The sequence below is a fragment of the Pectobacterium odoriferum genome (genome assembly GCF_009931295.1).
In the GTDB taxonomy this organism is placed as follows: Bacteria; Pseudomonadota; Gammaproteobacteria; order Enterobacterales; family Enterobacteriaceae; genus Pectobacterium; species Pectobacterium odoriferum.
In genome coordinates this window covers 1,574,492-1,587,240 of the sequence record NZ_CP034938.1, presented here as the reverse complement: position 1 = coordinate 1,587,240, position 12,749 = coordinate 1,574,492, and the positions used below count along the sequence as shown (strand labels likewise).

Annotated in this window: 14 protein-coding genes, 2 tRNA genes and 1 other RNA gene; 1 reads left to right on the top strand and 16 read right to left on the bottom strand. The window is 49.6% G+C overall.

The window, feature by feature from the left end; translation table 11 throughout:
* Window positions 1–63: 63 nt before the first annotated feature.
* On the top strand, window positions 64–462 hold the full coding sequence (locus EO763_RS07030) for a YjaA family stress response protein (protein ID WP_161528492.1): 399 nt from the start codon (window positions 64–66) through the stop codon (window positions 460–462).
* Between the two features lie 14 nt (window positions 463–476).
* Here EO763_RS07030 and EO763_RS07025 read toward each other — a convergent pair whose 3' ends face one another.
* The 16 genes from EO763_RS07025 to EO763_RS06950 form a co-directional block, all read right to left on the bottom strand.
* A complete protein-coding gene (locus EO763_RS07025; RefSeq protein WP_010309792.1) occupies window positions 477–1,193 on the bottom strand; it encodes a DUF554 domain-containing protein in 717 nt (238 codons plus the stop codon).
* A 235-nt stretch (window positions 1,194–1,428) separates the two neighbouring features.
* A non-coding RNA gene (locus EO763_RS07020) (RtT sRNA) lies at window positions 1,429–1,564 on the bottom strand.
* Between the two features lie 45 nt (window positions 1,565–1,609).
* Window positions 1,610–1,685: transfer RNA gene (locus EO763_RS07015), tRNA-Lys, on the bottom strand.
* Window positions 1,686–1,730: 45 nt separating this feature from the next.
* Window positions 1,731–1,806: transfer RNA gene (locus EO763_RS07010), tRNA-Lys, on the bottom strand.
* Window positions 1,807–1,981: 175 nt separating this feature from the next.
* Complete coding sequence (cpoB, locus tag EO763_RS07005; RefSeq protein ID WP_161528491.1) at window positions 1,982–2,758, bottom strand: cell division protein CpoB; 777 nt, start codon at window positions 2,756–2,758, stop codon at window positions 1,982–1,984.
* 9 nt (window positions 2,759–2,767) lie between these two features.
* Window positions 2,768–3,277, bottom strand: a complete 510-nt coding sequence (gene pal / locus EO763_RS07000; protein ID WP_010299226.1) for a peptidoglycan-associated lipoprotein Pal — start codon at window positions 3,275–3,277, stop codon at window positions 2,768–2,770.
* A gap of 40 nt (window positions 3,278–3,317) precedes the next feature.
* Window positions 3,318–4,610 carry a Tol-Pal system beta propeller repeat protein TolB gene (gene tolB / locus EO763_RS06995; protein WP_039488961.1) on the bottom strand — a complete coding sequence of 431 codons (1,293 nt, stop codon included), beginning with the start codon at window positions 4,608–4,610 and terminating at the stop codon, window positions 3,318–3,320.
* Between the two features lie 138 nt (window positions 4,611–4,748).
* Window positions 4,749–5,924, bottom strand: a complete 1,176-nt coding sequence (gene tolA / locus EO763_RS06990) for a cell envelope integrity protein TolA (RefSeq protein ID WP_161528490.1) — start codon at window positions 5,922–5,924, stop codon at window positions 4,749–4,751.
* Window positions 5,925–5,988: 64 nt separating this feature from the next.
* Complete coding sequence (gene tolR, locus EO763_RS06985; protein WP_010285025.1) at window positions 5,989–6,414, bottom strand: colicin uptake protein TolR; 426 nt, start codon at window positions 6,412–6,414, stop codon at window positions 5,989–5,991.
* Between the two features lie 12 nt (window positions 6,415–6,426).
* A complete protein-coding gene (gene tolQ, locus EO763_RS06980) occupies window positions 6,427–7,113 on the bottom strand; it encodes a Tol-Pal system protein TolQ (protein ID WP_039488958.1) in 687 nt (228 codons plus the stop codon).
* Window positions 7,110–7,514 (bottom strand): tol-pal system-associated acyl-CoA thioesterase, encoded by a 405-nt coding sequence (ybgC, locus tag EO763_RS06975; RefSeq protein ID WP_010299208.1) that lies wholly within the window; start codon window positions 7,512–7,514, stop codon window positions 7,110–7,112. The genes tolQ and ybgC overlap by 4 nt, the downstream gene beginning before the upstream one ends.
* A 133-nt stretch (window positions 7,515–7,647) precedes the next feature.
* On the bottom strand, window positions 7,648–7,941 hold the full coding sequence (ybgE, locus tag EO763_RS06970) for a cyd operon protein YbgE (RefSeq protein ID WP_010285015.1): 294 nt from the start codon (window positions 7,939–7,941) through the stop codon (window positions 7,648–7,650).
* Complete coding sequence (gene cydX / locus EO763_RS06965; protein ID WP_011092952.1) at window positions 7,938–8,054, bottom strand: cytochrome bd-I oxidase subunit CydX; 117 nt, start codon at window positions 8,052–8,054, stop codon at window positions 7,938–7,940. The genes ybgE and cydX overlap by 4 nt, the downstream gene beginning before the upstream one ends.
* Window positions 8,055–8,070: 16 nt before the next feature.
* Entirely contained in the window at window positions 8,071–9,210 is a 1,140-nt protein-coding gene (cydB, locus tag EO763_RS06960; protein ID WP_039488956.1) for a cytochrome d ubiquinol oxidase subunit II, read from the bottom strand.
* A 13-nt stretch (window positions 9,211–9,223) separates the two neighbouring features.
* Window positions 9,224–10,792, bottom strand: a complete 1,569-nt coding sequence (cydA, locus tag EO763_RS06955; RefSeq protein WP_161528489.1) for a cytochrome ubiquinol oxidase subunit I — start codon at window positions 10,790–10,792, stop codon at window positions 9,224–9,226.
* Window positions 10,793–11,515: 723 nt separating this feature from the next.
* Window positions 11,516–12,685 carry a YfaP family protein gene (locus EO763_RS06950; RefSeq protein ID WP_161528488.1) on the bottom strand — a complete coding sequence of 390 codons (1,170 nt, stop codon included), beginning with the start codon at window positions 12,683–12,685 and terminating at the stop codon, window positions 11,516–11,518.
* Window positions 12,686–12,749: the final 64 nt, after the last annotated feature.

Here is a 12,749-nt window from a genome sequence, read left to right as displayed (position 1 = left end):
AAGTGCGTAAGTGGCATGACTCGTAGAAAAGAGACGTAGAAGAGAAACCAGGAGAGAAATGGCATGGCCAGCCTCTATATCAGACTATATTGCGATACCCTGACCGTCAGAAACGTGGACACTAAACAAGAGGTGACAGAGCAATCAGAAACGCCTTTTACCACCACGCGCTTACTGCTCGGCCAGATGATCCCAGCAATGAAGCTATTGGATCGACTCGCGCGCAAGGTAGCCCCCAAACGACTGCTCGATCTGTTCTCGTCACATAAGGTCATCATCCATGCCATGGAGATGAATGAAGGCGGACATAGCCAGGTCGAGTTTGCCAGCTACATAGAGCTAGCCAAGCGCATCAGCCCACAAGGAAAGCATATTTATGTCTGTAGCAAAAATGTGCCACTTACTGACCAGGAAGTGATACAAATTTTTAGCGGCGACATGCCTTCGATCGTCAGCCGCTAATCAGACGTTGCGCTTTAAGCGAAGAAGCGATGCCAGTACAGAGAGATAGGAATAACCAGAACCAACGCAGGCAGGAAGTTAACCACCGCAAATGATTTGATCTGCGCGATCCTCAGTCCTACCGCAATCATGATAATCCCACCACAGGCAGAAAAATCGCCCATCGTGATATCTGTCATAAAGGGCATAATCAATTTGGCGGAGAAGAACAACAGCGTCTGGACAATAACCTGCGGTATCGCAATCGACATCACGGCAAGGCCAAGCGTGATGGAGAAAATCAGCGCGGTGAAAATATCCAAAGCAGATTTGATGATCAACAGTTGATAATCACCGGTTAGTCCTTCCGTCAACGCCCCAACCACACCGGTTCCGCTGGCACAAAACAGGACGATTAACGCGGTAAAATTCTGAGTGTAGACATCCTGCGGCAAGCGGTGCTCCTGTGCAGGCAGCACGCGGTTTAATCCTTTCTGAATCATCATGCCGGCCCACTGCACGCCAGACTCCATGCGTAGCAGTTCGCCTAACGCCACACCAATCACAATAGCCAGAGCCACCGCAGGCAGTTGCTGGACTTTCACAACCAGCGTCACCCCCATTGCAATCGACACCATCGCAAATGCTGGCGGAAGGCCATCTTGCAAACGCTGAGGGATAAAACGACGCAAAGCAATACCCAGACCACTACCAATCAAGATAGCGGCGCCATTAATCAACGGACCAATCATATATCTTCCTAAACAGGGCAACACGTGCTTCCCTGTGGCAATGACTCCATCCCTGCTCCATAGGATTAGAAAACAGTTCCTGACGGGTTATATAGTCCATAGAGAGGGGCAAAAACCTAATATACCGCAAGTCTTAACGAGTAGAGAATGATGGTGTGCTTTATCTCACCGACGCGGCATGTGCGATATATCATTTAAAATGAATGTATTCGAGGAAGGAAATCTACTGCAGAAGTGGTGGGTCGTGCAGGATAACTCGGCCTCCGGCCTCGCCCCTTCGGGGTCAACGCTAACGCGTTGCTGTCTCGTTTCGCTCGGCTCGAACTTGCGACCAATTGATTAAAAGTCAAGATACTTGCTATGTGAATAACGAGAGGAATAGCGATTGTATAATGTTGAATTGAATTGCTAGGAGATGGTGGGTCGTGCAGGATTCGAACCTGCGACCAATTGATTAAAAGTCAACTGCTCTACCGACTGAGCTAACGACCCGCAATGCGGAACTGCTTTGATACTTACTAAAATTACATTTGAAATTGGTGGGTCGTGCAGGATTCGAACCTGCGACCAATTGATTAAAAGTCAACTGCTCTACCGACTGAGCTAACGACCCAATTTCATGCTGCTTTAGCGTTTTGCTATTTGCCTTGGCAACGGCGGCACATATTACTGATTTAAATTTTCGGCGCAACCTATTTTCTTAAAAAACTGTTTGATTGCTTACTCTTAAGACGTTTAGGCACAAAAACCGCTCATGATGCGCAATTTTTGTGCCAATTAAGACGGGATTACGATGCAGATAAACGTTTTTGAGCCTGCTTTGCACTTTCCGTATTGGGGTACATTTTTACAACCTGCTGGTAAACAGCCTTGGCTTTATCAACCTGACCTTTTTCCTGCATGATCACCCCAACCTTCAGCAACGCCTCGGAACTTTTTGGTGACTTGGGATAATTTTTGACTACATTGGCGAAATAGTACGCCGCATCGTCCTTTTTCCCCTTGTTGTAATTCAACTGACCAAGCCAATAGTTAGCATTAGGTTGATACGTTGAATCTGGGTACTTTTTGACGAATGCCTGAAATGCGCTGATAGCCTGATCGTACTGTTTTTTCTCCAGCACGAGCGCGACTGCGGCATTGTAATCCGTATTCGCATCACCCGTACTGGCCGGTGCCGCCGTATTGGCAGCACCAGTATCAGTACCCGCCGCAGCGGCAGGTGCACCGTCTGTCGTCGGTGTAGAAGATGATGGCGAACTTAATCCATCAATCTGCTGATAGATCTGTTTCTGTCGTTCAACAACCTGATTCAACTGATACTGGCTTTCCTGAATCTGCCCACGGAGGCTGTCAATATCACGCTGATTATCAGAGAGCTGCTGCTGAAGTTGGGTTAAAAGCTGACTGTGAGCGTTAGAAATACGCTCCAATTGAGTGACGCGGTCTTCGACCGAGCCTGAGCCGACATTACTGATTGGCGCTTGGGCAGTAGCGGCCCAAGGGACCGCTACGCCAACCAGTAACGACAGACCCAACAGGTGATGTCTGAAGTTACTGCTCATGCGATTCTCTTAATATACCAGAACGGCACGACGGTTTTTGGCATAAGCCGCTTCGTCATGACCGAGAACAGCTGGTTTCTCTTTACCGTAAGAAACGATAGAGATCTGATCGGAAGAAACGCCTTTACCTTGCAGGTACATTTGTACCGCGTTGGCACGACGCTCACCCAGAGCGATGTTGTATTCTGGCGTACCGCGTTCATCCGCGTGACCTTCGATAGTCACTTTGTAAGACGGGTTGCTACGCAGGAATGCAGCGTGTGCGTCCAGCATCTGAGCGAATTCAGAGCTCACATCGTACTTGTCCAGACCGAAGTAAACGATGTTGTTGCGCTGTAATTCTTGCATCTGCAAACGAGCTTGCTCAGAAGAAGACATGTTGCCGCCGTCCATCATGCCATTGTTGCCAGCACCCATGGAAGATTGGTCATTGTCTGCGTTCTTGTTGGAGCTACAAGCGGCCACTGCCAGTACCGGCAGAGCCAACATCAGGCCTTTCAGCACTTTATTGAATTGCATTTCTTATGTCCTTTGACGAGTTTATTGTACATATCTGTACTTATAGATACGGCGACCAGGCAGGGAATTTAACCTGTCCATCAGTAGCCGGAAGACGCGCTTTGAAACGCCCATCTGTCGAAACCAACTGTAGCACTGAACCCAGCCCTTGTTTGGAACTGTAGATCACCATCGTGCCATTCGGTGCGATACTTGGCGTTTCGTCCAGGAACGTGTCCGTCAATACTTGTACGGCACCCGTTACCAGATCCAGTTTGGAAATATGCTGAGCTCCACCATTAGAACTCACCGTTACCAAAAATTTCCCGTCGGCACTCACGTCGGAATCCTGATTCTGAGAACCTTCCCAGGTCAGACGTTGTGGCGCACCGCCGTTAGCATTCACTTTGTAAACCTGAGGACGACCAGCTTGGTCTGAAGTATAGGCCAAGGTCTGGCTGTCTGGGAACCAAGTTGGTTCCGTGTTGTTGCTGCGGCCATCAGTCACCTGGCTGATTTGCCCAGATCCCAAATTCATCACATACAGATTCAAGCTACCGCTCTTAGACAGAGCAAAAGCCAGTTTGCTGCCATCAGGAGAGAAAGAAGGTGCACCGTTGTGACGCGGGAAGGAAGCAACCTGGCGGATCGCGCCATTTGCCAGCGTCTGGATAACCAGCGCAGAACGGCCACTTTCAAACGTTACATAGGCCAGTTTACTGCCGTCTGCGGACCAGGCCGGAGACATCAGCGGTTGTGGCGAACGGTGAACAACAAATTGGTTGTAACCGTCATAATCCGCAACGCGCAGTTCATAAGGGAACTGACCACCGTTGGTCTGAACAACGTAAGCGATACGGGTACGGAATGCCCCTTTGATACCACTCAGTTTCTCAAACACTTCATCACTGGCGGTGTGCGCAGCATAACGCAACCACTGCTTGGTCACTTTGAACTGGTTCTGCGCCAATACGTTGCCCGGGTTACCCGAAGTATCAACAAGCTGGTAAGAAACCAGATAGCTGCCATCGGCACTTGGTTGAACCTGACCAACCACAACCGCATCAATGCCCAATGCCGTCCATGCTGCAGGCGTCACTTCAGATGCCGTTGCAGGTTGCTGAGGCATACGGTTTGCATCGATCGGGTTGAATTTACCGCTGTTACGCAAGTCAGCACCCACGATGCCGCCGATGTCTTCAGGCGCAGCGCCCGGACCTGCCCATTTGAACGGAACCACACCGATAGGACGTGCAGAGTCTACCCCTTGGGTAATCTCTATACGTACTTCTGCGTGAACAACCGCAGTCCACAGCATTAAAAAGCTTAATGCAACTTTCAGTACTTGCTTCATCTCATCTCCCTTATCCAGACGCGAAGTCTACGATAAATTAGCAGAATTTTAACAAAAACAAACCAATGTCAACAAAACAACATAACCTGGTTTATTTACCATCGTAATAATCTTAAATCTATTGGGTAAACAGCCCGGTTACTGCGGTTTAAAGTCTATCGGCGCATTTTTGAAAGCCTCATAAACTTCTGGACTTGGTGGCTTCGGTATTCTGGCCTGTTTGGCAGCCGCAATAGCCGCCTGACATAACGCTGGATCGCCGCCTTCAGCAGTGACGTCAATCAGCAGACCATCTGGCGCCAGCTTAATCCGTAACGTACAGGTGCGACCTTTGTAGAGTTGCCAGTCATAGAACTTGCTCTGAATGGCTGAACGCACCTGACTACCATAGCTATCAAGCGCTGCACCTGATGCACCGCTCTTCTTATTGTTACCTGTGCCCGCAGGTGCACCACCGCCAGCCTTCGGCGCATTTTTCGATGAAGCCAGCCCGCCCAGCAAATCATCAACGGCGCTTTCCTGCTTAGCCGCTTCTGCTGCCGCTTTCTTTTTATCATCAGCGGCTTTCTTAGCTGCTGCGGCTGCTTCTGCTTTCTTCGCTGCTTCAGCGTCGGCTTTTTGCTTAACCGCCTCGGCTGCTGCTTTTTCTTTAGCTTGTTCAGCCTCTGCGGCTGCCTTTGCAGCTTCTGCTTTAGCGGTTTCTGCTGCCTTCTGCTTAGCGGCTTCAGCGGCTTTTTCTTTAGCCTCTTCTTCCGCCTGCTTCTTAGCAGCAGCGGCCGCAGCAGCCTGTTTCTTCGCTTCGTCTTCCGCTTTCTTTTTAGCGTCTGCCGCTGCTTTCGCCTGCTGTTCAGCTTCAGCCTTCGCTTTTGCTGCGGCCGCTTCGGCTTGCTTCTGTTGTTCTTTCGCCTGCTGAGCCGCCGCTTCAGACTGCTTACGCTGTTCAGCCTGTTCCTGAGCCTGCTTTTTCGCCTCTTCCTGCGCTTGCAGACGCTCTTTTTCCAACTCTTTCAGCCGCTGCTGTTCAGCCGCTTGCTTCTGCTGGAGCTCTTCGGCCTGCCGTTCAGCCTGCTTTTGACGCTGCTGTTCAGAACGTTTCGCATCGGTCTGTTGCTGCTGTTGGCGGTTATACTGCTCCACCACTGCGCTCGGATCGACCATTACGGCATCAATTGACGAGCCTCCGCCGCCCCCGCTGGCATCCATCGTTTGCGTCGACGAACTCCAAAGCAGCAAAGCAATCAGTATGATGTGCAAAACAGCCGAAATAATAACGGCGCGTTTTAGCTTATCGTTTTGTTCGTTTGCCTTTAGCACAAGCGATTCCCAAAAACAGTGTTGCCAGAAATAGGCTTAACGATCATTACCGTGATGCGCTCATTTAAATCGGTTGTGTCATCAAACCAACGGATTTTACGCCAGCCTGATGCAACAAATTCAACGCTTTAATGATCTCATCATAAGGAACATCTTTCGCGCCACCAATCAAAAAGACCGTCTTGGGATTGGTTGACAGCCGTGATTGCGCTTCAGCAACCACCTGCTCTGCCGGAAGTTGCTCCATACGGTTTTGTTCAACAACCAGGCTATATTGCCCTATGCCTGAAACCTCTACGATCACGGGCGGGTTGTCATTACTGGAGACCGTTTTTGAGTCGGTCGCATCCGGTAAATCCACCTCAACGCTCTGCGTAATAATCGGGGCTGTCGCCATAAAAATCAGCAACAGCACCAACAACACGTCCAGTAACGGAACAATGTTGATCTCGGATTTCAGCTCACGGCGCCCTCTGCGTACTCGTGCCATGCTCCCCCCTGATTACTTGCTGTTGTCGCTGGAGAACGCCTGACGGTGCAGGATAGCGATAAACTCTTCACTAAAGTTGTCGTAGTTCTGCTCCAGTTTGCCCACCCGTTGGCTAAGACGGTTATATGCCATGACCGCGGGGATCGCCGCAAACAGGCCGATTGCCGTTGCAATCAAAGCCTCGGCAATACCAGGGGCAACCATTTGTAAGGTGGCCTGCTTCACTGCGCCCAGCGCGATGAAGGCATGCATAATCCCCCAAACGGTACCGAACAGGCCGATATACGGACTGATAGAACCAACGGTTCCCAAAAAGGGAATGTGCGTTTCCAGCGTTTCCAACTCACGATTCATTGAAATACGCATTGCACGGGACGCTCCTTCCACCACGGCCTCCGGCGCATGGCTGTTGACACGATGCAACCGTGCAAATTCTTTGAAACCTGAATGGAAGATTTGTTCAGTGCCCGTCAGGCTATCGCGACGAGTCTGGCTTTCCTGATAGAGGCGCGACAGTTCGATACCCGACCAAAATTTGTCCTCGAACGCCTCAGCCTCACGCGTCGCCGCGTTCAAAATTCGGGTACGTTGAATAATGATCGCCCAGGAAGCGATAGAAAAACAGATTAAAATCAGCATGATTAGTTTAACCAGAAGGCTTGCCTTCAGGAACAAATCAAAAACGTTCATGTCAGTCACTGCTTGAACTCCGCGACAATAGACTTAGGAAGCGCAATTGGCTTCATTTGATGTGGATCGATGCATGCGATCAAAACTTCAGCATGGCTTAGCAGGGTACCATGAGCATTAAGAATACGCTGGGCGAAAGTCAGAGAAGCACCACGCAGCGAGATAATCTCGCTTTGCACTTCCAGCATGTCGTCGAGGCGCGCAGGAGCAAGATACTCCACCGTCATCCGACGAACAGCAAACGCGACATGCTCACTTAGCAAGGCTTGCTGGTGAAAGTTGCGCTCACGCAACGCCTCGGTTCTTGCCCTTTCATAAAAGGCAATATAGCGAGCGTGGTAGACAACGCCACCTGCATCAGTGTCTTCAAAGTAGACTCGAACTGGCCAGCGAAACAACGAATTACTCACTCTACATCCCAGTAATGCATTAAACCTCGCTACTATACGCAAGAGAAATGAGGTTTGGAATGGATTGTGGCAATGGAAAGAAAATAATTATGGGCTGCAAGCAACCCATAACTAAATGGAATAGGAGGCTATTTTAGCCAAAGAAATAGTACAATCCTGCGCACAGGATCACAAAGGCGGGAAGTGGTGCGAAAAACGCGCGCCAGAGCAGGCGATGTGGGCGAAAACCAACGCCATGAACAACGCCAGCGCAAACGGCCCAAATCAACAGCAGCCCCTGCCAAACCGCGAGCTCACTGGTCCGTGCCGCAAAACGCGTCGGATCCCAGAATACACAGCCAGCCAGCAGCAACGCCATGATAAGGGAAAGAGCCCTTAACGGGCTCTTATCCATCAGGCGATAGAGTTTATCGACCAGATCACTCATTGCTTATCTTCTTCAGCCGCTTTGCTTGCCTCACTCTGCTCAATAGCCAGGGCCGTGATGATCCCCAGTGAGCAAGCAAGAAGCGTTCCGAGTATCCAGGCAAAATACCACATAAATTAAGCTCCTTACTTAGTACATAGAGTGAGTGTTTTGCTCAATCTGCTCTTTGGTAATGCGACCGAACATCTTGTAGTAACACCATGCGGTATAAGACAGCACGATAGGAACGAAAATCATCGCAACCACTGTCATGACTTTCAGCGTCAGCAGGCTTGATGTTGCATCCCATACCGTCAAGCTGACGTTAGGCACAGTCACTGACGGCATGATGAACGGGAACATAGCGATCCCTGCGGTCAGAATCACACACGCGATAGTCAGAGAAGAGAACAGGAATGCCCAAGCCCCTTTCTCTGCGCGTGCCATGAGAGTCGTTAGCACTGGCAGTGCTACGCCCAGAGCCGGGATAGCCCACAATACCGGATGGTTATTGAAGTTGATCAGCCAGGCTCCCGCCTGATGAACGACTTCTTTACGCAGCGGGTTAGACTCCGCCGCGGTGTTAATCGCAGACGTCACCACATACCCATCAATACCGTAAACCACCCATACGCCAGCCAGAGCAAACGTCACCATCATCACCAGCGCGGAAATCTGCGCGGCGGATTTGGAGCGCACGTGCAGATCGCCCGTGGTCCGCATCATCAGGTAAGTTGCCCCCTGAGTCAGGATCATCGTCAGGCTAACCACACCCGCCAACAAGCCAAATGGGTTCAGCAGTTGGAAGAAGTTTCCGGTGTAGTACAGACGCAAATATTCATCGACGTGGAACGGCACGCCCTGCAACAGGTTACCAAATGCCACCCCAATCACCACTGGTGGAACAAAGCTACCGATGAAGATGCCCCAGTCCCACATGCCACGCCAGCGCGGATCTTCGATTTTTGAACGGTAATCGAAGCCGACAGGACGGAAGAACAATGAGGCCAGCACCAGAATCATAGCAATGTAGAAACCAGAGAACGCAGCGGCGTAAACCATCGGCCAGGCAGCAAACAGCGCACCACCTGCGGTGATCAACCAGACCTGGTTACCGTCCCAGTGCGGCGCAATGCTGTTAATCATGACGCGACGTTCGGTATCACCACGACCCATCAGACGCACCAGAATGCCCACGCCCATGTCAAAACCATCAGTGATGGCGAAGCCAATCAGCAAAATACCGATCAACAGCCACCAGATAAAACGTAAGACTTCATATTCAAACATAGTGGACTCCTGTTTACCGTGCTTCCTGCGCAGCCGCTATAGGTTGTTCAAAATGGTAGCGCCCTGTTTTCAGGCTGCTCGGCCCCAGACGTGCGAATTTGAACATCAGATACATTTCTGCAATCAGGAAGAGCGTATACAGACCACAGATCAGCCCCATGGAGAACAGAATATCCCCTGCGGTCAGTGATGACGTCGCAACAGCTGTCGGCAGAATCTCACCGATAGCCCAAGGCTGACGGCCGTATTCAGCCACAAACCAGCCGGCTTCGATAGCAATCCACGGCAGCGGAATACCGTACAACGCCGTACGGAGCAGCCAACGTTTTTGACCAATTTTGTTGCGCAGAACACTCCAGAAGGACAGGCCGATGATTAACAGCATCAGAACGCCACAGCCCACCATGATGCGGAAAGAGAAATACAGCGGTGCAACACGCGGGATAGAATCTTTAACCGCCTGCTGAATCTGCGTTTCTGTCGCATCAGAGACTTTCGGCGTATAGCGTTTCAGCAGCAAGCCATAGCCCAGATCCTGCTTAGCTTGATCGAACGCTGCTTTTACTGCTGGGTCAGTGTTGCCCGCGCGTAATTCTTCCAGCAACTGGTAAGCCTTCATACCATTGCGAATACGCACTTCATGCATCACCAGCAGCTCTTTCAGACCCGTCACTTCTTTGTCAGTAGAACGCGTGGCAATGAGCCCCAGAGCATAAGGGATCTTGATGGCATAGTTATTTTCCATCGTATCCTGATTGGGGATGCCGATCAGCGTAAAGGATGCCGGTGCGGGTTGCGTTTCCCATTCCGCTTCAATTGCCGCCAGTTTGGTTTTCTGTACGTCACCCATTTCATAACCAGATTCATCACCCAGTACAATAACAGACAGGACAGAAGCCATACCGAAGCTTGCGGCGATAGCGAATGAACGCTTGGCAAACGCAATGTCACGGCCTTTCAGCAGATAGTAAGAGCTGATACCCAGAATGAACATCGCACCTGTACAGTAACCTGCCGCTACCGTGTGAACGAATTTCACCTGAGCAACGGGGTTCAGTACCAGATCGGCGAAGCTCACCATTTCCATACGCATGGTTTCGAAGTTGAAATCCGATGCGATGGGGTTCTGCATCCAGCCATTGGCAACCAGAATCCACAGTGCAGAGAAGTTAGAGCCCAGTGCAACCAGCCAGGTCACGGCCATATGCTGCACTTTTCCTAAACGGTCCCAACCGAAGAAGAACAAGCCAACAAAGGTCGATTCCAGGAAGAATGCCATCAGGCCTTCAATCGCTAGCGGCGCGCCGAAAATATCCCCGACGTAGTGAGAGAAATATGACCAGTTGGTCCCGAATTGAAACTCCATGGTCAATCCGGTAGCGACCCCCAGAGCGAAGTTAATTGCAAATAACTTGCCCCAGAACTTGGTCATATCTTTATAGATTTGTTTGCCGGACAGCACATATACCGTTTCCATAATCGCCAGCAAAAACGCCATCCCCAGCGTTAATGGTACGAATAGAAAATGGTACATTGCAGTTAAGGCAAACTGTAAACGTGACAGTTCGACTACATCAAACATTTTGACTCCTTGCTCCTCGCAGGAAGGGATTAGCTTGCAAACGCTGACAAGCTGCCAAACATCCGGCCATTACACCCAAAAAGAACACAACAAGAATTGCTTTAACACAGGCTGTAATGAACGCTAGAAATACCGTTCACCAGGGCAGTCGCATCGCGATACCCCGACAGCAAGCTCAAGATAAATCACAAGTATTACAAATCGCGTACCCCATAGGGAGGTAGCCGTATATTACGCCTGTAATCCCCTACAATAAATAGGTTTTTACGTGACCCAGACTAGGTTTTTGGCTTCAAATCAACTTTTCCACCAAGCGGCGTGAAAGACGATAATTGACCTCGCGCAATTTAAGCCTATTTCAGAAATTATATCCAGAGGCGTTTTTTGATCTAAAACAATTTAACGCTTTTCTCGTGATTGTCGCGTTGCATTAATTTCCTTATTACACTTATTGTTAATGCAATGTGACTTTTAGGTTTAATTAAAATTAATTCGGCAATATAATTTTTACTTCCCGTTATCGATTATTTACATGCATTTTTTATCTTCTATTTTATGTCAAATTTCTATTTTTTCTTGCTGACAACCGCGCTGTATTTTCGCCGTGAATTCCCCTGCCTTTCCCCCATGTACCGCCTGTTTGTAACGCGCCATGCCAAAGCGGAGACCAAAAGGCCTCCGCAGTGGTTACAGGTTAGGTGATCCGTAGCAAGATGCTGCGATTTACCTCTTCGCTTTCATGCGTTCAATGGCGTTATCGTAAACCGTGTTACTTTTCTGGCTTCTTGCAAGCTCATAATGCTGGAGTGCATCGCTAAACTGACCCGCATTCTCGTAGATTTTTGCAATGTTGTAGTACGAACTGGCACGCGTGGTTGCCGCGTTGCTGCCATTTGCCAGCGCAATTGCTTTACGGTTGGCCCAAATGGCTTCGGCGATGTTGCCCCGCTTTTGATAGGTCAGGCCAAGGTTGCTATATGCCTGACCAAACGCGCTGTCCTGATCGATCGCTGCCAGGAAGAGTGTGGTGGCCTGCTCTAGCTCACCTCGTCCATAGGCGGCTTCGCCGTCACGATTGAGGCTTTTTGCCAGCGCGGTATTCCCAGTAACGGAAGCTGCCGTCTGCGCCGGGTTAAGCACCATTGGCAGCACATCGCTGTCCTTCACTTTGGTGAAATCGGCCTCGCCAACCGCATTGATATCTTCAAAATCACCGTTAGGGTTAAGACGGAAAACCGTCCAGATATTCCCTGTCTTATTCAGCGGGACGGAATACGACCGTACCTGTGAGCTTCCCACATAGACAAATACTTTTGCACGACTTGCGGAAAGCGCTAATGAATTCGCCTTCTCACTATTTGAATAATCATGAACGGCATAAATATAACTTTCGCCTAAACGCTTTTTATCAATCGTGATCGTTTCTGGCCCAAAGCTATCTGTGTCATCGACATCAAGATTAGCATCGCGTCCATTTTTGTGGCTGAAATAAATATGATTACCTGGATAAATAAGGTGGGAATCTAAATCGTCAGGTTTTTCACCCCAGGTTAATACAATTCGCATCCCGTCCAGGCTTTTCATTACTGGACTAATCGCATAGGTCATACCATCACACGGGCATTTCACTACCAGATCGGAATACCCTGCTTTTTTAATGATCAGCAGACTGTCTTGATCGACGTCGAATGGCGCGTTGAGCGCCGCACGGCCTGCGACGTCAGAACGAGCAGTCACTGACTGCGCACCGTTCTTCTGTAAAATAACCGTTGCATCATCAATTTTTTTATCTTTGACAGTCGCACTTAGCACTTCAATATTAATAGACTGTGCACTGACTGCACAGGTAAATGCAGATAGTGCCAGAACTAGCACTTTTATATTTCCTTTCACACAACATCCCCTTAAGGCAAATTAATTAATCATTCCCTGCTTACACATCACAAATGAGGTAATC